This is a genomic window from Streptomyces sp. NPDC052910 (genome assembly GCF_055585605.1).
The window spans coordinates 104496-125669 of the sequence record NZ_JBVJJR010000001.1 but is presented as its reverse complement, the minus strand read 5'-3'; the positions used below and the strand labels follow the sequence as shown (position 1 = coordinate 125669).

General features: G+C 71.1%; 21 protein-coding genes and 2 pseudogenes. 19 read left to right on the top strand and 4 right to left on the bottom strand.

What is annotated here, in order from left to right:
• Positions 1-130: 130 nt before the first annotated feature.
• A complete protein-coding gene (gene ffh, locus ACZ6X9_RS00540) occupies positions 131-1678 on the top strand; it encodes a signal recognition particle protein (RefSeq protein ID WP_469775737.1) in 1548 nt (515 codons plus the stop codon).
• 105 nt (positions 1679-1783) lie between these two features.
• Here the strand turns inward: ffh and ACZ6X9_RS00535 are convergent, their stop codons facing one another.
• Positions 1784-2608, bottom strand: coding sequence for a class I SAM-dependent methyltransferase (locus ACZ6X9_RS00535; RefSeq protein ID WP_469775736.1), 825 nt, complete (start codon positions 2606-2608; stop codon positions 1784-1786).
• Positions 2609-2893: 285 nt separating this feature from the next.
• On the opposite strand from ACZ6X9_RS00535, the gene proS reads away from it, so the two are divergent.
• The 17 genes and pseudogenes from proS to ACZ6X9_RS00450 all read left to right on the top strand — a co-directional run bounded on the left by proS (position 2894) and on the right by ACZ6X9_RS00450 (position 16231).
• Entirely contained in the window at positions 2894-4309 is a 1416-nt protein-coding gene (gene proS, locus ACZ6X9_RS00530; protein WP_469775735.1) for a proline--tRNA ligase, read from the top strand.
• Positions 4310-4545: 236 nt separating this feature from the next.
• Positions 4546-5136 carry a hypothetical protein gene (locus tag ACZ6X9_RS00525; RefSeq protein WP_469775734.1) on the top strand — a complete coding sequence of 197 codons (591 nt, stop codon included), beginning with the start codon at positions 4546-4548 and terminating at the stop codon, positions 5134-5136.
• 218 nt (positions 5137-5354) lie between these two features.
• Positions 5355-5792, top strand: a complete 438-nt coding sequence (rpsP, locus tag ACZ6X9_RS00520) for a 30S ribosomal protein S16 (RefSeq protein ID WP_433023624.1) — start codon at positions 5355-5357, stop codon at positions 5790-5792.
• Between the two features lie 2 nt (positions 5793-5794).
• On the top strand, positions 5795-6034 hold the full coding sequence (locus tag ACZ6X9_RS00515; protein ID WP_223772169.1) for an RNA-binding protein: 240 nt from the start codon (positions 5795-5797) through the stop codon (positions 6032-6034).
• Between the two features lie 105 nt (positions 6035-6139).
• A complete protein-coding gene (gene rimM / locus ACZ6X9_RS00510; RefSeq protein ID WP_469775733.1) occupies positions 6140-6751 on the top strand; it encodes a ribosome maturation factor RimM in 612 nt (203 codons plus the stop codon).
• Positions 6751-7566 carry a tRNA (guanosine(37)-N1)-methyltransferase TrmD gene (gene trmD / locus ACZ6X9_RS00505; RefSeq protein ID WP_469775732.1) on the top strand — a complete coding sequence of 272 codons (816 nt, stop codon included), beginning with the start codon at positions 6751-6753 and terminating at the stop codon, positions 7564-7566. The genes rimM and trmD overlap by 1 nt, the downstream gene beginning before the upstream one ends.
• 131 nt (positions 7567-7697) lie before the next feature.
• On the top strand, positions 7698-8048 hold the full coding sequence (rplS, locus tag ACZ6X9_RS00500; RefSeq protein ID WP_469775731.1) for a 50S ribosomal protein L19: 351 nt from the start codon (positions 7698-7700) through the stop codon (positions 8046-8048).
• Between the two features lie 45 nt (positions 8049-8093).
• Positions 8094-8918: a signal peptidase I gene (lepB, locus tag ACZ6X9_RS00495; protein ID WP_469775730.1), complete on the top strand. Its 825-nt coding sequence runs from the start codon at positions 8094-8096 to the stop codon at positions 8916-8918.
• Between the two features lie 145 nt (positions 8919-9063).
• Positions 9064-9717 (top strand): signal peptidase I, encoded by a 654-nt coding sequence (gene lepB, locus ACZ6X9_RS00490; RefSeq protein WP_469775729.1) that lies wholly within the window; start codon positions 9064-9066, stop codon positions 9715-9717.
• Positions 9718-9886: 169 nt separating this feature from the next.
• The gene (gene lepB / locus ACZ6X9_RS00485) at positions 9887-10975 is read left to right on the top strand and encodes a signal peptidase I (protein WP_469776603.1); all 1089 of its coding nucleotides are present in this window, start codon (positions 9887-9889) and stop codon (positions 10973-10975) included.
• 170 nt (positions 10976-11145) lie between these two features.
• A complete protein-coding gene (lepB, locus tag ACZ6X9_RS00480) occupies positions 11146-11940 on the top strand; it encodes a signal peptidase I (RefSeq protein ID WP_469776602.1) in 795 nt (264 codons plus the stop codon).
• The gene (locus ACZ6X9_RS00475) at positions 11933-12451 is read left to right on the top strand and encodes an NUDIX hydrolase (protein ID WP_469775728.1); all 519 of its coding nucleotides are present in this window, start codon (positions 11933-11935) and stop codon (positions 12449-12451) included. The genes lepB (ACZ6X9_RS00480) and ACZ6X9_RS00475 overlap by 8 nt, the downstream gene beginning before the upstream one ends.
• A gap of 39 nt (positions 12452-12490) precedes the next feature.
• The gene (locus ACZ6X9_RS00470) at positions 12491-12799 is read left to right on the top strand and encodes a DUF2469 domain-containing protein (RefSeq protein WP_004944840.1); all 309 of its coding nucleotides are present in this window, start codon (positions 12491-12493) and stop codon (positions 12797-12799) included.
• Between the two features lie 93 nt (positions 12800-12892).
• Positions 12893-13252 carry a YraN family protein gene (locus tag ACZ6X9_RS00465; protein WP_469775727.1) on the top strand — a complete coding sequence of 120 codons (360 nt, stop codon included), beginning with the start codon at positions 12893-12895 and terminating at the stop codon, positions 13250-13252.
• A complete protein-coding gene (locus ACZ6X9_RS00460; protein WP_469775726.1) occupies positions 13252-14871 on the top strand; it encodes a YifB family Mg chelatase-like AAA ATPase in 1620 nt (539 codons plus the stop codon). The genes ACZ6X9_RS00465 and ACZ6X9_RS00460 overlap by 1 nt, the downstream gene beginning before the upstream one ends.
• A 182-nt stretch (positions 14872-15053) precedes the next feature.
• A pseudogene (locus ACZ6X9_RS00455) lies at positions 15054-15803 on the top strand (DNA-processing protein DprA); the annotation flags it as partial.
• Positions 15804-15997: 194 nt separating this feature from the next.
• A complete protein-coding gene (locus ACZ6X9_RS00450; RefSeq protein WP_469775725.1) occupies positions 15998-16231 on the top strand; it encodes an RNA recognition motif domain-containing protein in 234 nt (77 codons plus the stop codon).
• Positions 16232-16269: 38 nt separating this feature from the next.
• Here the strand turns inward: ACZ6X9_RS00450 and ACZ6X9_RS00445 are convergent, their stop codons facing one another.
• From ACZ6X9_RS00445 to ACZ6X9_RS00435, 3 genes are read right to left on the bottom strand one after another with little or no spacing between them, the layout of a single operon-like run.
• The gene (locus tag ACZ6X9_RS00445) at positions 16270-16791 is read right to left on the bottom strand and encodes a DUF6262 family protein (protein ID WP_469775724.1); all 522 of its coding nucleotides are present in this window, start codon (positions 16789-16791) and stop codon (positions 16270-16272) included.
• Positions 16788-19271, bottom strand: coding sequence for a hypothetical protein (locus ACZ6X9_RS00440; protein ID WP_469775723.1), 2484 nt, complete (start codon positions 19269-19271; stop codon positions 16788-16790). The genes ACZ6X9_RS00445 and ACZ6X9_RS00440 overlap by 4 nt, the downstream gene beginning before the upstream one ends.
• The gene (locus tag ACZ6X9_RS00435) at positions 19268-20431 is read right to left on the bottom strand and encodes a tyrosine-type recombinase/integrase (protein ID WP_469775722.1); all 1164 of its coding nucleotides are present in this window, start codon (positions 20429-20431) and stop codon (positions 19268-19270) included. The genes ACZ6X9_RS00440 and ACZ6X9_RS00435 overlap by 4 nt, the downstream gene beginning before the upstream one ends.
• Positions 20432-20560: 129 nt before the next feature.
• Between ACZ6X9_RS00435 and ACZ6X9_RS00430 the strand changes: the two are divergent.
• A pseudogene (locus tag ACZ6X9_RS00430) lies at positions 20561-21061 on the top strand (DNA-processing protein DprA); the annotation flags it as partial.
• Positions 21062-21174: the final 113 nt, after the last annotated feature.

The window sequence follows — 21174 nt, the reverse complement described above, 5'->3', positions numbered from 1 at the left end:
CGCGATCAGGGAGTCCGGGGCGCAGCCCCGGGAAACGGGGAAAGGGCGGGACCGGGGCCACCCCCACCGCCGGTGCGGATACCCTGGAGTGCGATTCCACCGCCCCCGACCCCGAGGACCGACGAGCGCCGTGTTCGATACCCTTTCCGATCGCCTCGCAGCCACCTTCAAGAGCCTCCGCGGCAAGGGGCGCCTGAGCGAGGCGGACATCGACGCCACCGCTCGCGAGATCCGCATCGCCCTGCTCGAAGCCGACGTCGCCCTCCCGGTCGTCCGGGCCTTCATCAAGCAGGTCAAGGAGCGGGCCCTCGGCGAGGAGGTCTCGAAGGCCCTCAACCCGGCGCAGCAGGTCGTCAAGATCGTCAATGACGAGCTCGTCGGCATCCTCGGCGGCGAGACCCGCCGCCTCCGGTTCGCCAAGACCGCCCCGACCGTGATCATGCTCGCGGGTCTCCAGGGTGCCGGTAAGACGACCCTCGCCGGCAAGCTCGGCCTCTGGCTGAAGACCCAGGGCCACAGCCCGCTGCTGGTCGCCTGTGACCTTCAGCGCCCCAACGCCGTCAACCAGCTCAGCGTCGTCGCCGAGCGCGCCGGGGTGGCCGTCTACGCGCCGCAGCCGGGCAACGGCGTGGGCGACCCGGTGCAGGTCGCCAGGGACTCGATCGAGTACGCCAAGTCGAAGGTCCACGACATCGTGATCGTGGACACCGCCGGCCGCCTCGGCATCGACGCCGAGATGATGCGGCAGGCCGCGGACATCCGGGACGCGGTGCGCCCGGACGAGACGCTGTTCGTCGTCGACGCGATGATCGGTCAGGACGCCGTCAACACGGCGGAGGCCTTCCGCGACGGCGTCGGCTTCGACGGTGTCGTGCTGTCCAAGCTGGACGGTGACGCCCGAGGCGGTGCCGCGCTCTCCGTCGCGCACGTCACCGGCAAGCAGATCATGTTCGCCTCCAACGGCGAGAAGCTGGACGACTTCGACGCGTTCCACCCGGACCGCATGGCGTCCCGCATCCTCGACATGGGCGACATGCTCACCCTGATCGAGAAGGCCGAGCAGACCTTCAGCCAGGCCGAGGCCGAGAAGATGGCGGCCAAGCTGGCGAAGGGCCCCAAGGAGTTCACGCTCGACGACTTCCTGGCGCAGATGGAGCAGGTCCGCAAGATGGGCTCCATCAGCAAGCTGCTGGGGATGCTGCCCGGCATGGGGCAGATCAAGGACCAGATCGCCAACCTCGACGAGCGCGACGTCGACCGCACCGCCGCGATCATCAAGTCGATGACCCCGGCCGAGCGCCAGGACCCGACGATCATCAACGGCTCGCGCCGGGCCCGGATCGCCAAGGGTTCCGGTGTGGACGTCAGCGCGGTCAAGAACCTGGTCGAGCGCTTCTTCGACGCCCGCAAGATGATGTCGCGCATGGCACAGGGCGGCGGCATGCCGGGGATGCCGGGCATCCCCGGAATGGGCGGCGGCGCCGGCAAGAAGAAGAAGCAGCAGAAGCAGGGCAAGGGCAAGCGCCAGAGCGGCAACCCGATGAAGCGCAAGGCCGAGGAGCAGGCCGCCGCGGCCCGCCGGGAACAGGCCGCGGCGGGCAACCCGCTGGGCCTGCCCGCCGGACAGGACGCGAAGGACTTCGAACTCCCCGACGAATTCAAGAAGTTCATGGGCTGAGCCGGTCGACGGGCTGAGCCCGCCCGGCCCGGGGACGCACCCCGGCGGAAAGCCCCCGGCTCGTGGCCGGGGGCTTTTCACATGTCCCCGCGTACCCTGCCGTTGCTACACGCGTGCGATGAGATAGCGGAACACATTCGGCATCCACACCGTGCCGTCCCCGCGCACATACGGGTGGACGGCCTCCGTGAGTTCCTTCGTCACCTGCTCCGGGTCGGTGGTCCGGGTCGCCGCGTCGAAGGCGCCCGTCGAGAGCAGCCCGCGGACCGCGCTCGCCAGGTCGGCGTAGCCGTACGGGCAGGAGACCCGCCCCGAGCCGTCCGGCCGCAGCCCGGCCATCCGGGCCAGGTCCTCCAGGTCGTCCCGGCCGCTCGGCCGCCAGTGCGCCGCCGTGGCCATCGGGTCGGCCAGCCGGGCCGCGACCCGCAGCGCCCCGGAGGCGGCGCAGCGCTCCGGCGGCCCCCAGCCGGCCAGCACGACCGGCGCCCCGCGCCGCGCCCGGGCGGCGGCCCGCCGCAGCGCCTCGGCCATCTCCCGGACCCCGCCGCCCGCGCAGTAGAGCGGGTCGAAGGCGGTGACGAGGGTGAACGGGGGATCCGCCGGGTCCGCGACCCCGTCCACGTCACCGTGGCCCAGCCGGACCGGCACGGTGGAGGGGTGGGCCGCCAGCCGCTCCCGGGCGAGGTCGAGCCGGCGTTCGTCCGTGTCGATGCCGCTGACGGTGGCCCCGCGGGAGGCCGCCATCAGCAAGGCGAGTCCCGATCCGCAGCCCAGGCTCAGCAACCGGGTTCCGTCAGCTACTTCCAGCCGCTCGTAGACCGCTTCGTACAGCGGCACGAGCATGCGTTCCTGGATTTCCGCCCAGTCGCGGACCCGCGACCGGGGCGGCGACGGGGACGGCCGGTGCCGTCGCACGAGCGTTGGTGTCATCGCATGCGCCCCAATCCGCCGAATTCGGTTTCCTGACCGAAGTGCCGCCCCCCATGTGCTGCCGTGCGCGCGGTTCCCCGAACCGCCCCCCAAGCCAGGGAACCCCGCATCCGCCCGAGAGTCCAGGGGATGCGGCGAGAAGTTCCCCCACCGCCCAAGATGGCATGTGCCGCGCCGGGCCGCATGAGATGAATACCCAGCCGCAAACCCTGAACGGGCCGCCAACGCGGGGTTGCGCGCGGACGGATTCACACTCGGCCCGACCGGGCCCGTACCATTCGCACCATGGCAAAGGCTCCCATTCTCACTCCGCAGGCGGAAGACTTCCCGCGCTGGTACCAGGACCTGATCAACAAGGCCGAACTGGCCGACAACGGCCCGGTGCGCGGCACCATGGTCATCCGCCCGTACGGCTACGGGCTGTGGGAGCGCATGCAGCAGGAGATGGACGCCCGGATCAAGGACGCGGGCGCCTCCAACGCGTACTTCCCGCTGTTCATCCCGCAGTCGTACCTGACGCGCGAGGCCGAGCACGTGGAGGGCTTCGCCCCCGAGCTCGCGGTCGTCACGCACGGCGGCGGCAAGGAGCTGGACGAGCCGATCGTCGTCCGGCCCACCTCCGAGACGATCATCAACGAGTACTTCTCGAAGTGGGTGCAGAGCTATCGCGACCTGCCCCTGCTGATCAACCAGTGGGCCAACGTGGTCCGTTGGGAGATGCGCCCCCGCGTCTTCCTGCGCACCACCGAGTTCCTCTGGCAGGAGGGCCACACGGCGCACGCGACGTACGAGGACGCGCGCGACTACGCGGCGCGCATCCACCGGGACGTGTACTACGACTTCATGGTCAACGTCCTGGGCATCGACGTGGTCCTCGGCCGCAAGACGCCCAAGGAGCGGTTCGCCGGCGCGATCAACACCCTCACCCTGGAGGGCATGATGCGCGACGGCAAGGCCCTCCAGATGGGCACCAGCCACGAGCTCGGCCAGAACTTCGCCAAGGCGTTCAACACCTCGTACCTGTCCAAGGACGGGCAGCAGGAGCTCGTCTGGCAGACCTCGTGGGGCGTCTCGACCCGCATGGTCGGCGGCCTGATCATGTCGCACGGCGACGACAGCGGCCTGCGCGTCCCGCCGCGCCTGGCGCCGGTGCAGGCCGTCGTCCTCGCCATCAAGGGTGACGACGCCGTCATCGCCAAGGTCCGTGAGATCGGCGACCGGCTCAAGGCCGCGGGCGTCCGCGTCCAGGTCGACGACCGCACCGACACCCCGTTCGGCCGCCGCGCCGTGGACTGGGAGCTCAAGGGCGTTCCGGTCCGCATCGAGATCGGCCCGCGCGACCTGGAGAACGGCACCGCGATGCTGGCCCGCCGCATCCCCGGCGGCAAGGAGCCGGTGCGCATCGACGAGCTGACGGCGCTGCTGCCGAAGGTGCTGGAGGAGGACCAGGCGCTGCTGCTGAGCCAGTCCCGCGAGCGCCGCGAGGAGCGGACGACGGACGTGTCCACCATCGAGGAGGCGGCCGAGGCGGCCGTCGCCGGCGGCTGGGCGCGGATCCCGTGGGCGGTGCTGGGCGCCGAGGGCGAGGCAAAGCTGGCCGAGCAGGCGGTGACCGTGCGCTGCCTGGTGACCGAGGACGGCGGGGTGCCGGAGACGGACGACGCCCCGGGCGCGCTGGCGATCGTCGCGCGGGCCTACTGAGGTCCGGGCGCCGTCGGACTCCGGCCGGGGCGGAACTGACTCATGCGTCAGTTTCGCCCCGGCTTGCGAACGGGTGTGCGCACTTCTGCGGCTTCTCCGTACTTCTGCGCAGATCGGGGCACCCGCCCTCGTCGCGGCGGGTGGACCGGTATCGCAGGGATACTGACTGGTACGTGCAAATTATTTGGGATGGCCCGGTATCGGAACACCGGGCGGTCCCGGCTCGTTGTCACGACGTGAGCACGACACCACCTGTTCTCGCCGCAGAACTGGCGCAGGCGTGGGCCGACATTCAGCGGTACCACCCCGAGCTGCCGGATCTCGCCGCGCCCGAATCGTTGATCGGGGAGTCGTCGTCCGCGTGCGGCGCCGAGCTCTCCTTCGAAAGGCTGCTGCACGAGGCAGTGCACGGCATCGCGGCCGCCCGCGGTGTCCGGGACACCTCACGCGCCGGCCGCTACCACAACCGCCGGTTCCTGGCGATCGCCGAGGAGCTCGGGCTCGACCACAGTGACGAGCCGCATCCCAGCAGCGGTTTCTCGCTGGTCGTGCTCAACCCGGAGGCGCGTCGCCGCTACCGCGCCACCATCGACAGACTGCAGCGCGCCCTCAAGGCGCACACGATGGCCACCGCGGCCGACACCTCGCGCACCTTCCGCGGACCCGCCGCTCGGCACGGATCGTCGGGCGGCGGCGTCCGGGTCAAGGCCGTGTGCGACTGCGGGCGGAACGTCCGTGTGGTGCCGTCCGTGCTCGCCCAGGCGCCGATCATGTGCGGGGGCTGTGGCCAGCCGTTCCGTATCCCCGAGGCGATGTCCGTGGGATGACGCGCGGCCCCGGCCGACGCCCGTCGGACCGGGGCCGGACCGGGATCGGGTGATGTTCGTGCGCCCGGACGCGTATGGCACAATGGGGGTTTGTACTCGACAGTCGTACAGGACCCCTCTCTCCTCCGGCTGACGCGTCCATCGGGCACTCCGAGTACCGCAACCCCACGTGGCATCTTGTTGTGCCCACCACGTCAAGACCAGGAGACACCACTCCAGTGGCAGTCAAGATCAAGCTGAAGCGTCTGGGCAAGATCCGTTCGCCTCACTACCGCATCGTCGTCGCCGACTCCCGTACCCGCCGTGACGGCCGGGCCATCGAGGAGATCGGTCTGTACCACCCGGTGCAGAACCCCTCGCGCATCGAGGTCGACTCGGAGCGCGTCCAGTACTGGCTGGGTGTCGGCGCGCAGCCGACCGAGCCCGTCATGGCCATCCTCAAGGTCACCGGCGACTGGCAGAAGTTCAAGGGCCTCCCGGCCCCGGCCCCCATGCTGGTGGCCGAGCCGAAGAAGGACCACAGCGGTCTCTTCGAGTCCGTCGTGAACGCCGCCGACCAGTCGAAGGGTGAGGCCATCACCCCGAAGGCGAAGAAGGCGGAGAAGAAGGACGAGGCTGCCGACGCCGCCGAGTCCGCTGAGTCGACCGAGGCCTGAGCATGCTGGAGGAGGCCCTTGAGCATCTGGTCAAGGGCATCGTCGACAACCCCGACGAGGTGCAGGTTGCGTCCCGCACCCTGCGCCGCGGGCGCGTGCTGGAAGTCCGGGTCCACCCGGACGACCTCGGCAAGGTGATCGGCCGCAACGGCCGTACCGCCCGAGCGCTGCGGACCGTCGTGGGCGCCATCGGCGGCCGCGGCATCCGCGTCGACCTCGTCGACGTGGACAACGTCCGCTGACGGACGGCAGGCATCGGCACGGGCCGGGAAGGGATCCCCTTCCCGGCCCGTTGTCGTGTGAGAGGGGCGTTTCGGGCCCCAGGATCGTGGAGAAGGAACGGAATCGTGCAGCTCGTAGTGGGCAGGATCGGCCGCGCCCATGGCATCAAGGGCGAGGTCACCGTCGAGGTGCGGACGGACGAGCCCGAACTGCGGCTCGGCCCGGGCGCCGTGCTCGCCACCGACCCCGCCGGCGTGGGACCGCTCACCGTCGAGAGCGGCCGGGTGCACAGCGGCCGGCTGCTGCTGCGGTTCGCCGGCGTCCCCGACCGGACGGCCGCCGAGGCGCTCCGCAACACCCTCCTGATCGCCGACGTCGACCCGGACGAGACCCCCGAGGACCCCGACGAGTTCTACGACCACCAACTGGTGGACCTGGACGTCGTCACCGTCGACGGCACCGAGGTCGGCCGGATCACGGAGATCGCCCACCTGCCCTCGCAGGACCTCTTCATCGTCGAACGCCCCGGCGGCGACGAGGTGATGATCCCCTTCGTGCAGGAGATCGTCACGGAGATCGACCTGGAGGCGCAGCGCGTCCTCGTCGACCCGCCGCCCGGGCTGCTCGACGCCGACAAGGCCGTGATCGCCGGCAGCCGTGACGAGAATCCCGGCGAGAGCCGCGACGAGACCGGTGGCGAAACCGGCGGCGAGACCCGTGGCGAGGGTGACCGCTGATGCGCCTCGACGTCGTCACGATCTTCCCCGAGTACCTCGAACCGCTGAACGTCTCGCTCGTCGGCAAGGCCCGCGCTCGTGGGCAGCTCGACGTCCGCATCCACGACCTGCGGGAATGGACGCACGACAAGCACAACACCGTCGACGACACCCCCTACGGCGGCGGCCCCGGCATGGTGATGAAGCCCGAGCCGTGGGGCGAGGCGCTGGACCACGTCGTCGGCTCGGGCTCCGGTGAGGATGCGCCGACGATCGTCGTCCCCACGCCCAGCGGCCGGCCGTTCACCCAGGAACTGGCCGTGGAGCTGTCGGCCAGGCCCTGGCTGGTGTTCACCCCCGCCCGCTACGAGGGCATCGACCGCCGGGTGATCGAGGAGTACGGCGAGCGGTTCGACGTCCGTGAGGTCTCGATCGGCGACTATGTGCTGGCCGGCGGCGAGGCCCCGGTCCTCGTCATGGTCGAGGCCATCGCCAGGCTGCTGCCCGGTGTGCTCGGCAACGCCGAGTCGCACCGCGACGACTCCTTCGCCCCCGGCGCCATGGCCGACCTGCTGGAAGGCCCGGTCTACACCAAGCCGCCGGAGTGGCGCGGCCGGGGCATCCCCGACGTGCTGCTCAGCGGCCACCACGGGAAGATCGCCCGCTGGCGCCGCGACGAGGCGTTCCGCCGCACCGACCTCAACCGGCCGGATCTGATCGAGCGCGCCGACCCCGCGTCCTTCGACAAGAAGGACCGCGAGATGCTCTCCATCCTCGGCTGGGCCCCGGGCCCCGACGGCCGATTTGGGCGACTGGCCCCGGACGTGGAAGAATAAGCCGTTGCCTTGCGTCCGGCGCACGCCCCTGCCACAGGGGGACCGACGTCCGCCGGAGGCAGTACGGCACCTCTCACTTTCCGCACCAGTTCCGCCGATGACCTGTGGCATCGGCGAGGAAGAGACGACTCATGTCCTCCCTGCTCGACAACGTCAACTCCGCGTCGCTGCGCACCGACGTCCCGGCCTTCCGTCCCGGTGACACCGTGAACGTCCACGTTCGCGTCATCGAGGGCAACCGCTCCCGCATCCAGCAGTTCAAGGGTGTCGTCATCCGCCGCCAGGGCGCGGGCATCAGCGAGACCTTCACCGTCCGCAAGGTCTCCTTCTCGGTCGGCGTCGAGCGCACCTTCCCGGTCCACAGCCCGATCTTCGAGAAGATCGAGCTCGTGACCCGCGGTGACGTCCGTCGCGCCAAGCTGTACTACCTCCGTGAGCTCCGCGGCAAGGCCGCGAAGATCAAGGAGAAGCGCGACAACTGAGCTTCCGCCCGGCGTCCCGGTCCGGCCGGATAGGCTCTCGGACCGATGGACACCGACGCACAGCTTTCGGAGCGCGACCGCTCTCCCCACCCCGAAGGGGGCGAGGAGCAGCGGTCGCGCTCTTCGCGTATACGGGACCGTGCGACGCTCGCCGGGCTGCCCCGAAGGGCGTGGCGGTGGCTGACCGGCGGCGGGCCGCTGCGCCGGGCGGGGGTGCTGGCGGCCTGCTGCCTGGCCTCCGTGATGCTCGTCAGCGCGTACGTCGTGCAGCCCTTCGTGATCCCGTCGGCGTCGATGGAGAACACCCTGCGGCCCGGTGACCGGGTGCTGGTCAACAAGCTGGCCTACCGCTTCGGCGACGAGCCGCGGCGCGGCGACGTGGTCGTCTTCGACGGCCTGGGGTCGTTCGTCCAGGAGGAGCCCGCGGAGAACGCGGTGACCAAGGCGGTCCGCAAGGTCGCCTCCTCGGTCGGCCTGATGCAGCCGGCGGCGACGGACTACGTGAAGCGGGTCGTGGGCGTCGGCGGCGACCGGGTGGTGTGCGACCACCGGGGCCGGCTGTCGGTCAACGGCCGGGTGATCACCGAGGACTACCTCTTCCCGGGGGACACGGCCTCGCGGGTGCCGTTCACGGTGGTGGTACCGGAGGGACGGCTGTTTGTGCTCGGCGACCACCGCGGCGCGTCCCGCGACGCGCGCGACCACCTGGGAGAGCCGGGCGGCGGCATGGTCCCGGTGGACCGGGTGATCGGCCGCGCGGACTGGATCGGCTGGCCCGTCGGCCGGTGGACCGCGCTGGACCGGACGCACGCCTTCGACGGCGTACCGGAACCGAGCGCTCATGGCGGGGGTGCGAGTGGAGCACCGTAGCGGCCGGCCCCGGCGGCGGACCGGGGGGACGCGTGCGCGGTACGGGCCGCGGCCGCCGGGCCCGGCGCCGGGTGGCCCCGACGGGCGGGCGGCGCGTCGGCGGGCGACGGCGCGGCGGGAGCGCAGGAGCCGGCGCCGGTCCCTGGTGACCGAGGTGCCCGTGCTGCTGTCGGTGGCGCTGCTGATCGCCCTGGTGCTGAAGACCTTTCTCGTGCAGGCGTTCGTCATCCCCTCCGGCTCCATGGAACGGACCATCCGGATCGGCGACCGGGTGCTGGTGGACAAGCTCACGCCCTGGTTCGGCGCCGAGCCCGAGCGCGGCGACGTCGTGGTCTTCAAGGACCCGGGCGACTGGCTGGGGGACGCGGAACGGCCGGACGAGGGATCGGCGGGGGTCAGGGCGGGGCGGCGGGTGCTGTCGTTCATCGGACTGCTGCCCTCGCAGGGGGAGCAGGATCTGATCAAACGGGTGGTCGCGGTCGGTGGGGACACGGTCAAGTGCTGTGACGCGGGCGGCAAAATCATGGTCAACGGTTCGCCGGTCCAGGAGCCCTACGTGCACCCGGGAAACGCGCCGTCCGAGCTGCCGTTCGAGGTGCGCGTGCCGCGTGGACGGCTGTTCGTCCTGGGTGATCACCGCTCCGACTCGGCCGACTCGCGGTTCCACCTCTCCGAGCCCGGGCACGGTACGGTCCCGGAAGACCTGGTCATCGGCCGTGCCATGGTGATCGCCTGGCCGCCGGGGCACTGGCGCCGGCTGTCCGGGGGACCGGACGGGGCGGGCGGTGCCGACGGCTGAGCCGTCCGGCCGGGTCCGCTGCCGGGCGTGCGGACGTTCCGGGGCGTGTGGGGCGAACGGGATGATCCGGATCCCGACCCCTGCGGAACTCCCGCTCGTTAAGGGAGTGGCGGGCCTGCGGCGGATGGCGACAGGCGACAGCGCGGAGTGAGGAGTGGATGTGGGGGATGTGGCGGTCGGCGCGCGGTCCGGCCATGGAGAGCCCGAGAAGCGCCCGGACGGTGCCGGGGAGCCGGCCGCGGGGCCGGCACCGGAGGGAATCCCCTCTCCCGTGCACCATGGGTCCCATGAGGCTCCCGGAGGTCCGCCGCCACCGGAGGATCCCGGCCGGCCCGGTCCGCTCGGGCGGACTCCGGACGGAGCCGCGGGCGGCCCGCCCGACGGGCCGGCAGGCGGCCCGGCGAACGGGCCGGCGGGCGGTGACCGGCCGGACGGCCGGGAGGCGGCCGGGGAGCCGGGGGCTGCTCGCAAGGGCGGGAAACCGGGCACATCCGGGAAGCAGCGGTCCTTCTGGAAGGAACTGCCGATCCTGGTCGGCGTCGCGCTGATCCTCGCCCTCTTCATCAAGACGTTCCTGGTGCAGGCGTTCTCCATCCCGTCCGAGTCGATGCAGGACACCCTGCAGCGCGGTGACCGGGTGCTGGTCGACAAGCTCACGCCCTGGTTCGGCGCCGAGCCCGAGCGCGGCGAGGTCGTCGTCTTCCACGACCCGGGCAGTTGGCTGAGGGACACCCCGGGCGAGCAGTCGGGCCCGGTGGGCAACGGGGTGCAGAAGGTCCTCAGCTTCGTCGGACTGATGCCCTCCGCCGGCGAGAAGGACCTGATCAAGCGGGTCATCGCGGTCGGCGGGGACAAGGTCGAGTGCAAGGGCGGCAACAACCCCGTGGTCGTCAACGGCAAGGCGCTCGACGAGCCGTACATCTTCCCCGGCGACACCCCGTGCAGCGACAAGCCGTTCGGGCCGGTCACCGTGCCCAAGGGCAAGCTCTGGGTGATGGGCGACCACCGGCAGAACTCGATGGACTCGCGCTGGCACCAGGACGAGGACGGCGGCTTCGTGCCGGTGGACGACGTCGTCGGCCGCGCGATCGTCGTCGCCTGGCCGCTGAACCGCTGGGCGACGCTGCCCATCCCCGACACCTTCGACCAGCCCGGCATCGGCTCGGCCGCCGCCGCGGCGCCCCCGGCGCTGGGCCTCGCGGGCGCCGTGCCGCTGGTGCTGTGGCGCCGCCGCAGGCTGCTCGCCGCGCGGGACTGACCGGGTGCCGTCCGGCTCGTCCCCGTCCCCGTCCCCGCCGCCGGGGCCGGGAGGGCTGACGCCGCTCCCGTACCGCGGGTAGGGTGCGATTCCGCGCTCCGGCGCGGATTCCCTGCTCCGGCGCGGGGAGCGGATCTTCTGAGGGCGGATTTCCACGGGTGGGGGACGCGATGGGCGGAGCGGAGCGCGGCGGTGCGGGACGGGCCGGAAGGCTGGTGTCCGGGATCGCCGTGGCCCTCGGCACCGTCCTCTTCCTCGGCGGCTTCGCGTGGGCGGCCCTCGTCTACAAGCCGTACACCGTCCCCACCGACTCCATGGCGCCGACCATCGCCCGCGGCGCCCGCGTCCTCGCCCAGCGGATCGACGGCGACGAGGTCCGGCGCGGGGACGTCGTCGTCTTCCACGACAAGCTGTGGGGCGACATGGCCATGGTCAAGCGCGTGGTGGGGGTCGGCGGTGACACCGTGGCCTGCTGCGACCGGCGGGGGCGGATGACGGTCAACGGCACCCCTGTCGAGGAACCGTATCTGCACGGCGCCGGACTGGCCTCGCCCAGCGGTTTCTCCGCCACCGTGCCCAAGGGCGACCTGTTCCTCCTCGGCGACCACCGCGCCGACTCCGTCGACTCCCGCTCCCACCTCGGCCAGGACCAGGGCGCGATCCCGCGTGACGCGGTGAGCGCGCGGGTGGACGCCGTGCTCTGGCCCGCGGGCGACCTCGGCGTTTTGTCCCGGCCCACCGCGTTCGACGCGCTGCCCGGCGGCACGTCCCGCCCGGGGCCGGTCCGTCCGCTGGCCGTCGCCGTCGTCGCGGGGGCGGTGCTCATCCTGGGGGGTGCGTCGTACGGTCCGCTCGCGCGTCTGCTGACCCGGCGGACGAGGCCGGGCGGGACGGCTTCCGGCGGTACGGGTCCGGGTGGGACGGCTTCCGGCGGGACGGGGAAGGCGGTGGCGCCTCATGGATGAGACCGCGGCCGAGGCCGCCCGGCCGGCCGGTCCGCTGCGGCGGGCGGCCCGGGTGGTCCTGCTCGACGCCCGGGACCGGATCCTGCTGCTGCACGGCTTCGAACCCGCCGACCCCGGGCGGACCTGGTGGTTCACCCCGGGCGGCGGGCTGGAGGGCGACGAGGACTGGGAGGCCGCGGCCCGCCGTGAGCTCGCCGAGGAGACCGGGATCACGGAGATCGAACTCGGCCCGCCGCTGTGGCGGCGCACCTGTTCCTTCCCGTTCGACGGCCGCCGCTGGGACCAGGAGGAGCGCTACTACCTGGCCCGCACCCGGCAGACCGGCGCCTGGAGCGGCGGCCGGACGGAGCTGGAGCACCGCAGTGTGACCGGACTCCGCTGGTGGACCTGCGGTGAACTCCTCGCCACCCGTGAGACGGTGTATCCGACCAGGCTCGCCGAGCTGCTGAGCACACTGCTCCGAGACGGCCCCCCGCAGGTGCCGGTGCGCCTGGAGACGGAACGCGCCTGACGCACAATGGGGGAACGCACGGCTGAAGGGGAACATGCCATGAGCGCCGAGGACCTCGAAAAGTACGAGACCGAGATGGAGCTGAAGCTCTACCGGGAGTACCGCGACGTCGTCGGTCTGTTCAAATACGTGATCGAGACCGAGCGGCGCTTCTACCTCACCAACGACTACGAGATGCAGGTCCACTCCGTCCAAGGCGAGGTCTTCTTCGAGGTCTCGATGGCGGACGCCTGGGTCTGGGACATGTACCGGCCCGCCCGCTTCGTCAAACAGGTGCGGGTCCTGACGTTCAAGGACGTCAACATCGAGGAGCTCAACAAGAGCGATCTCGACCTTCCGAGTGGCTGAGTTCTCCACAACCGGCGGGTTGTCCACAGCTTTCGACCAAGATCCCCCACTTCCGCCCGGAGGCCGCACCGTCGGTCCCGGGAGGTGGTGCGGATGGACGCGCGACGGGCGCTCGGGCGCTACGGAGAAGACCTGGCGGTACGCCGGCTGACCGAGGCCGGGATGACGGTGCTGGCCCGCAACTGGCGCTGCCGCGACGGTGAGATCGACGTGGTGGCACACGACCGCGACGCCCTGGTCGTGTGCGAGGTGAAGACCCGCAGAGCGGGCCCTTTCCAGCATCCGATGGCGGCCCTCACGGCGGTCAAGGCCGAGCGGCTGCGCAGACTCGCGGGTCGTTGGCTGGAGCGGTACGGCGGCCCGCCGCCGGGCGGGGTCCGCATCGACCTGGTCGGCGTGGTGCTCCCGGAGCGGGGCGCCCCCGAGGTCCAGCACGTCAGGGGGGTGGCGTGATGGGCTTCGCCCGCACCTGCTCGGTGGCGCTGGTCGGGGTGGAGGGAGTGGTGGTCGAGGTCCAGGCCGACCTCGAACCCGGTGTGGCCGCCTTCGCCCTCGTCGGCCTGCCCGACAAGAGCCTGTCCGAGAGCCGGGACCGGGTTCGCGCGGCCGTCGTCAACTCGGGCGGCGAGTGGCCGCAGCGGAAGCTCACGGTGGGTCTGAGCCCGGCCTCCGTCCCCAAGGGCGGCAGCGGCTTCGACCTGGCCGTGGCCTGTGCCGTGCTGGGCGCCGCCGAGCGCATCGACCCACGGCGGATCGCCGACCTGGTGATGATCGGAGAGCTGGGGCTCGACGGCCGGGTCCGCCCGGTGCGGGGCGTCCTGCCGGCCGTCCTCGCGGCGGCGGACGCCGGGTACCGGCAGGTCGTCGTCCCCGAACGCACGGCGGCCGAGGCGGCGCTCGTCCCCGGTGTCGCCGTGCTCGGCGTCCGCAGCCTCCGCCAGTTGGTGGCGGTCCTCACCGACGAGCCCGTGCCCGAGGAAGAGGACCCCGAGCGGGAGGGCCGCCCCGACCCGCTGCTCGCCGGCCTCGCGGTGCCCGGCGCCGGCCGGGGCATGGGGGCGGCGGGGACGATGGAAGGCGGGCACGCACCCGACCTCGCCGAGGTCGCGGGCCAGCACCGCGCCCGCCGGGCGCTGGAGGTGGCCGCCGCCGGACGGCACCACCTGTTCCTGCTGGGCCCGCCGGGCGCGGGCAAGACCATGCTCGCGGAGCGGCTGCCCGGTTTGCTGCCGCCCCTCGGCCCGGAAGAGTCGCTGGAGGTCACGGCGGTGCACTCGGTGGCGGGCACGCTCCCGGCCGGGCAGCCGCTCATCGACCGCCCGCCCTACTGCGCCCCGCACCACTCGGCCTCGATGGCCTCGCTGGTCGGCGGGGGATCGGGGATGCCCCGGCCGGGCGCGGTGTCGCTGGCTCATCGAGGCGTGCTCTTTCTGGACGAAGCGCCCGAATGTTCCCCTCGGGTCCTGGACGCCCTCCGGCAGCCGCTGGAATCCGGGCACGTGGTGGTGGCGCGCTCCGGCGGGGTGATGCGGCTCCCGGCCAGGTTCCTGCTGGCGCTGGCGGCCAACCCGTGCCCGTGCGGACGGCACGGGCTCGGCGGGGACGGCTGCGACTGCGCGCCCCGGGCGGTGCGGCGCTATCTGGCCCGGCTCTCCGGGCCGTTGCTCGACCGGGTGGACCTCCGGGTGACCGTCGAGCCGGTGGCCCGCGCGGAGTTGGTGGGGCTCGGCTCCGGTGCCGAGAGCTCGGAGGCGGTCGCCGCGCGGGTACGGGCCGCCCGCGAACGGGCCGCCGCACGGTACGCGGGCACACCGTGGCGGACCAACAGCGAAGTCCCGGGGCACGAACTGCGCACCCGCTGGCGTGTGGAACCCGAGGCCCTGACCGAGGCCGAACGGGACATGGAGCGCGGGCTGCTCACCGCCCGCGGCCTCGACCGGGTGCTTCGGGTCGCCTGGACCGTCGCCGACCTCGCGGCCCGGGACCGGCCGTCGGCGGACGACGTACGGCAGGCGCTGGAGCTGCGTACCGGCGTACGGCGGGGCGTGGCGATGGCGGGGGAGGGGCGGTGACGGAGTCGGGGGCGAACGGCGGGGCCCGCGGGGCGGGCGGGGCGCCGGGAGGATCGGTGGAGGGGGACGCGAGCGGTCCGCTGACAGAGACCGGGGCCCGGACCCGAGGTGGGGCGCCGGGCGGTGACGGCGGCGGGACCAGCGGGACCAGCGGAACCAGGGATGAACCAGTGAACGGATCGGTGTGCGGCCGGAGCGGTCCAAGCGCTCGAAGCGGCCCACGTGACGCGAGCGGCTCGGGGGCCGGTGCCCGAAGCGGGGAGAGCGAGGAGCGGCTGGCCCGGGCCGCGTTGACCCGGCTCGCCGAGCCCGGGGACGAGCGGGTGGGCCGCTGGCTGTGCGAGCTGGGCGCTCCCGCCCTGGTGCGCGGGCTGGTCGGAGACGGGCCGCCGCCCAAAGGGGCCAGGAGCGAACGGCTGGCCGGGTGCCGGGCCCGGGCCGCCGCACTCGACCCGGCGGGCGACCTGGCCGCCGTGGCCCGGCTCGGCGGCCGGTTCGTCTGCCCCGGTGAACCCGAGTGGCCCACGCAGCTCGACGACCTCGGGGACGCCCGGCCGGTCGGCCTCTGGGTGCGGGGCCCGGCCGACCTTCGGCTGTGGGCCCTGCGGTCGGTCGCCGTGGTGGGCGCCAGGGCGTGCAGCGACTACGGCTCGCACGTGGCAGCCCTTCTCGGCGCCGGTCTCGCCGAACGCGGCTGGGTGGTGGTCTCCGGTGCCGCCTACGGAGTCGACGGCGCGGCCCACCGCGGGGCGCTCGCCGCCGGCGGGGCGACTGCGGCCGTGCTGGCCTGCGGAGTCGACGTGCCCTACCCGCGCGGCCACGCCCAACTGCTGGACAGGATCGCGGAACAGGGCCTGGTCCTCGCCGAACTGCCGCCGGGCGGCCACCCCACCAGAAGCCGGTTCGTCCTCCGGAACCGCGTCATCTCCGCTTCTCTGGGGGACTGAGCTGTTGCGACAGCAAGGTTCTCACGTTGATGCAGCTCAAGGCGGATGAGATGGAACCTAGCAAGTGCAACACCTGTGGTGCTATCCCTGAGTAGGGTGATTCAGGTCGAAGCAGTACCGATCAAGGTCGTGTCTGTTCTGACACGGGAGACGAGTGCGCGATGGGCAACCGGTTGCATGTGTCCAACCTGTCCCCCGACACCAGTGAAGGGGCTCTCCGGGGCTTGTTCAAAAGGGTTGGGGCAGTCCAGAAGGTCTACGTGGCTAAGGACGTCATGACCGGTGCTGGCAAGGGGGCGGGCTTTGTGACGATGGCCTCGGAAGAGCTTGCTGCCCAAGCCCTCAAGGAGCTGAATGGCATGAAGCTGGACGGTCGCCGGATATCCGTCGTCCCTTCAGTTGACCAGTACTGATGGCAGCCCCCATGTGGGGGGTTGGTGCGGTCCATCGGTCACTTGTTGTTGTGGTTGAGGGCTCGGGTCAGCTCACGGTTGGCCGCCCGCGCCGCGTCGAGCTCGTCGGTCCGCTCCTCCAGATGTCCCCGCGTGTCGACGAGTTCTTGTTCGAGCATGGTGATGCGTTGCTGGAGCTGGTCGATGTCGGCGGGTGCCCCCAGACCGGACTCGTGCCATGCGGCCTCCCCGAGGATCTGGGAGAGGCGTTTCTCTAGCTGGCGGACCCGTGCGGCGAGGCGTTTGTTGCGCTCGAGGGCGTTGGCCAGGTCGGCCCGGAGGGAAGCCCGGCTGACCGCTGCGATCCGGCCCTCCTCCGGTGGCGCGGAGGCGGCCGCGTGGACGCGTTCGAGAAGGTCCCGGTGCCGGTAGAGAAACGTGCGGTCCACCCTCGCCGCGCGGGCCAGGCCGGAGACGGTGATGTCTGCGTTGCTTCGCAGCATGGCATCGAGGGATTTGAGGACGCGTTCGCGGCGGCGGGCCGCGTCGGCCCGCCGTCCGTCCGTCATCGGGTTGGTCATGCCATCCTTCCGGGTCGGAAGTCGGGCACTGGCGGTCCGACGCGTGGCATCCCGAGCGAGATGACCTGGCGTCGGCTGCGACGCAGGACGGCTGTGGCGTCCTCGATCTGGGCCCGCTCCTCCGGGGTGAGGGAATCGAGGTCTTCCTTCACCCGCCGGATCAGGCTCCGGACCCGGGTGATCTCCTCGTCCGAGGGCATGGCCTCGGCTTTCGCCCAGTCGTCCGCAGCCATGAACGCCGCCAGCCGTTCGCGGTTGCGCAACAGGTCAGCGAGATAGGCCTCGAGGTCGGGGAGGTAGGAGGCGTCGGTGCGGAAGTGATCGCAGCCGACACAGCGGAACCGGGCCGGGCAGGCATGCCCGCCGGCCGCGACGTTCGTCGGTTCGACGCAGACCCCGTAGGGAGCCTGGACCTCGCCGACCGCCCGGCGGGCGTACTCGGACTCGAGGAGTTCCTTCGCCTGCCGCCAGATACGGTTGCCGTGCCGGTCGAACTGCAGCGCCGAGACACGCTGGACGGCCTCCCGCTTCCGCTGGTCACTGACCCGGTAGTAACGCTGAGTAGTGTCGGCTTGACGGTGATCCATCAAATCCTGGAGGACGTCCGATCGGACATCCGCGTCAGCGTGCCGCTGGGCAAAGGTGTGCCGGTAGGCGTAAAGAAAAATCCTCGCCTTGTCGAACGGCAGCATCTTGGTGACGCACTCGCCGTTCTCCTCCACCGTCGTCGGGAGGATGAAATCAGGCAGGGAGTTCACCCACGTGCGGTGTTGGCTGGAGACCCAGTCCGTTGACGTGGCCTTCGTGCCATGAGGGTTACTCATCGTGGCGGGGAAGAGCTTGAGCTTGTTGGCCGGGGTGTCGGGGAAACGGGCTCGGGCGCGTTCCTGCTGCTTGATGATCAACGAGGCGGTGGCCCCGGCGATCGGCTGGCGGCGGGCGTTGCGGAGCGACTTGAAGTTGTCGTAGACCAGCACGGGGCTGCCATCGTTGTCGCGTTCGAGGCACTGCAGAGGAAGCTTGCAGATTTCATCTGGGCGGCGGCCAGTGTCGATGATCAGCTCGACCGCTGTGCGGATATCGATGGTGGCGAGGGCCTCCAGCGAGCCGAGATGTTCGCAGAGCTGCCGCATGACTTCCGGCGGCAGGTCGCGGCCAGCTTCGGAGTCTTCAGGGTCGTCGGGGATGTCCTCGTCCCACAGCGCGAAATCATCAGGCAGTCCGTGCAGGGGCTGGTCCTGACGGGTCAGCCCCAAGGTCCGCATTCGTGTGAGCAGCCGCCGCGTGTCCCTGGTGATCGAGACGTGCTTGGAGCTGGAAATCTCTCCTTGCTCATTGAGGAATCTCAGCCGGGCGAGAAAGGCGACCACGTCATCGCGACCAAGCAATCGCAGGTCGCTGCCGTGATCGGGGCGGTTGAGCTGGAGGCTTTTTGAGAGGCGGACGATGGTGTTGATTCGGTCCTGGACGACCGCACGCCGGTCTCTGCCCCGACGCCTGGGGATGTCGTCGATGGCCCATGCCTGGGTGGCTTTCCGCAGCCAGGGCTGAGTGATCTTGTCGAAGGAGAACGTGCCACTCATGCCAAAGGCTGCAGCGTCCCAGACCTCCTTGTGGCGTTCGGTTTCAGGAGAGATACCGAGGCGGCGCACGTGCTTGAGAATGCTCTGGGCCAGGAGCCGGCTGGCGTCGCTCAGAGCCTGAAGGTCGACCTCGGCCAGGGTGGTGGCCTGCTGTGCGCGAGCGATGTTCGACAGCGGACGCAGAACGTAGTCCTTGTGCAGGAGCCCTTCAGGGACGCGTTCCTGGAGGCCGTAGAGGATCTCGGCGACCACCCGGTCGGGAAGCCCGCGGAGGCTGACGCGGCCGAATTCGGCGACTTCGGCGGTGGTCAAACGCCAGAGTTCCTCGTCCCCCAAAGTTCCCTTCCGTCGCTCAGTCCGCCGACGCGTGGAATGGGCCTGGCAGTAGCCAGTGCGGTACTGGCGCTTCCGGTCGCAGGCGGCGACCAGGCAAGGTCCCAGAGTGGGCAGGGGCTTTACTTGTGGGAGAGCGAGGAATTCCTCCAGCGGCAGGGCGTAGGTCTTGCGCTGCTGATGCAGGTGTGTGGGGCAAAGGGAGACAATGGTGTCCCTCCCTGACCGCTCGCAGCGCGGGACGCGGCAAGGGGTGACGCCGGTTGCCCGCCAGAGGCGTTTGGCTGTGGCCACGAACTCCTCGAGGGGCTGGTGACCGGACTTCCACCGCTGCGTGCAGCCGATGCACAAGCCTTTCTGACTGGCGAAGTAGACCATCTTGTCGCAGCCGTTCACCAGGCACTCGGGGGCGCTGAACTGCGGATGCGAGCGGGGGAAGACCAGAACGCGAACTTCAGGGTCCCAGCTGATCAACTGCAGGAAGTCAGGCCGGACGGCGGCCATAAGATCTGCAGCGGCCACGTCTTCTCTTGACGGCTGCTGTGTGGTGAGAGCGAGCTTCACCGGTCCTCACCCCGCACGAACAGACGGGGCGAGGGGACACGCTCAACGGCCTCGCGCAGCCGTGAGGGCTTCGGGTGCAGGTAGGGCTGGGGCGAGGACGGGTTCTTTTGTCCGAGCAGGGCCTGGACCTCGTCGAGCTTGCCGCCGGCGTCGACAACGTTGCTGGCCATCGCGTGCCGACACATCCGCGCGGTGACCATCCGGCCGAGTCCGGCTCGGCGGGACAGAGACTCACACAGTTCCCCGATGGCCTCGGTGGTCACCGGCGACCCGTAGGGCGGGCGGAACAGATTGACCAACAGGTGATCGCTGCCGCCTTCCCCGAGGAGCTCGTGACGCTCCAGGACGTACTGGTCGATAGCCTGTACCACCAGGAAGTCCACCGGCATGACCCATGACTTCTTCGACTTCGACCACGCGCCGTTGATGTTCTGCCGGCGCACCACATGCAGATGGGCCCCTTCGACATCACAGCCCAGCGAGCGGGAATCCATCAGCATGTGAGCGTCGCAACGGTGCACTCCCGCGGTCTGCCCCGGACGCAGCCCCACCCGGGACAGCAGCAGCACGATCAGCCGGTCCCTCGCCGAGCGGCAGGCCAGGAACATCGCGACGACCTCCTCGTCGCTGGCCCGGTCGATCTCCGACTCCGGCTCCTGCAACCGGTGTAGGGCCCGCAGCCGGTAGCGCATGGTCCCGCTCTCGCCCGTCGCCTCCATTGGCAGGTCGAGGCTGCTGCCCACTTCATAGATCTGCTCGAGCACGTGCCCCGGCACGATCTTGTTCGCGATCGCGTGGAGCAGGAACATCCGCACCGCCGTCAGCACCTTGTTGATCCGCTTGTCCTCACGAACCGGCTTGGCTCCCGGCCCCGGCACCACCACCTGCCGCTGACCGCCGTTCCCCGGCGTCCACCGCAGCCAGAGCATGAACAGCCCCATGTCCTGGGCGGCCGTCCGCCAGTCCCGCCCCGTCCTGCCGCACCACCGCAGAAACAAGGACAGACCTTCGGCGTACGCCTTCGTCGTCGACTCTGCCCGGCCCCGGGCCAGCCGCACCTCTCTCAGGAAACGGTCCGCGTCCGGGACCACCTGCATCTCGTCGTCCACCACGGTCCAGTACCGGGACCCCGACGGCAGCAGGACAGGAAAAGCACGCACTCGTACCTCAACTCCTCAGTCGATCACCACGATTCACCGCAGAGCCACACCCCCCGAGAACCGTTGCAATACCTCAAACGAGGACAAGCGGTGCAACGTCACACTTCAGGCCTGATTCCCCCAGAGAACGCCGCCCTCACCCGCGGCACGGTGGTGGTGGAGGCGGAGTACCGCAGCGGTTCGCTTGTCACCGCCCGGCGCGCGCGGGCGTTGGGCCGGCACACGATGGGCGTCCCCGGTCCGGTCACCTCCGGTCTCTCGGCCGGTGTGCACGAACTGCTGCGCGAGGGCGCCACACTGGTGACCGACGCCGACGAGGTCGCCGAACTGGTGGGCGCCATAGGGGAGCTGGCGCCCGAACGCCGAGGCCCCGCCGTCCCCCGGGACCTGCTCGCCCCTCAGGCCGCGGCCGTACTGGAAGCCGTCCCCGGCTCCGGCGGCGACACCGCCCGCATCGCTCTGAACGCCGGGCTGAGCAGGGACACCACGCTCGGCAGACTCTACGAACTGCACGGCCTGGGCTTCGTCGCGCGCCGGGGCGACCACTGGCGCCCGCTCGCACGGACGTCAACATCCGTCCCCTCCAAGCCCCTCGGACGGCGCTCCCCTGTGCGGCGAGGCGGTTCTTGACCTGGGGCGATCGGGTGAAAGGGTTAAGGACATGACCGCCAAGACCGCGGTGACCCCGGCGGCACCGGCGCCGGGCCGCGCCCCCGCCGGGCCCCGCACGGTCCCGGGGCACG

Excerpts from the sequence above, each read along its gene's own strand:
- ACZ6X9_RS00535 (WP_469775736.1), bottom strand. The coding sequence starts at position 2,608 with ATGACACCAACGCTCGTGCGACGGCACCGGCCGTCCCCGTCGCCGCCC.
- proS (WP_469775735.1), top strand. The coding sequence starts at position 2,894 with ATGGCAAAGGCTCCCATTCTCACTCCGCAGGCGGAAGACTTCCCGCGC.
- ACZ6X9_RS00515 (WP_223772169.1), top strand. The coding sequence starts at position 5,795 with ATGCTGGAGGAGGCCCTTGAGCATCTGGTCAAGGGCATCGTCGACAAC.
- trmD (WP_469775732.1), top strand. The coding sequence starts at position 6,751 with ATGCGCCTCGACGTCGTCACGATCTTCCCCGAGTACCTCGAACCGCTG.
- rplS (WP_469775731.1), top strand. The coding sequence starts at position 7,698 with ATGTCCTCCCTGCTCGACAACGTCAACTCCGCGTCGCTGCGCACCGAC.
- lepB (WP_469775730.1), top strand. The coding sequence starts at position 8,094 with ATGGACACCGACGCACAGCTTTCGGAGCGCGACCGCTCTCCCCACCCC.
- lepB (WP_469776602.1), top strand. The coding sequence starts at position 11,146 with ATGGGCGGAGCGGAGCGCGGCGGTGCGGGACGGGCCGGAAGGCTGGTG.
- ACZ6X9_RS00475 (WP_469775728.1), top strand. The coding sequence starts at position 11,933 with ATGGATGAGACCGCGGCCGAGGCCGCCCGGCCGGCCGGTCCGCTGCGG.
- ACZ6X9_RS00470 (WP_004944840.1), top strand. The coding sequence starts at position 12,491 with ATGAGCGCCGAGGACCTCGAAAAGTACGAGACCGAGATGGAGCTGAAG.
- ACZ6X9_RS00465 (WP_469775727.1), top strand. The coding sequence starts at position 12,893 with ATGGACGCGCGACGGGCGCTCGGGCGCTACGGAGAAGACCTGGCGGTA.
- ACZ6X9_RS00460 (WP_469775726.1), top strand. The coding sequence starts at position 13,252 with ATGGGCTTCGCCCGCACCTGCTCGGTGGCGCTGGTCGGGGTGGAGGGA.
- ACZ6X9_RS00445 (WP_469775724.1), bottom strand. The coding sequence starts at position 16,791 with ATGACCAACCCGATGACGGACGGACGGCGGGCCGACGCGGCCCGCCGC.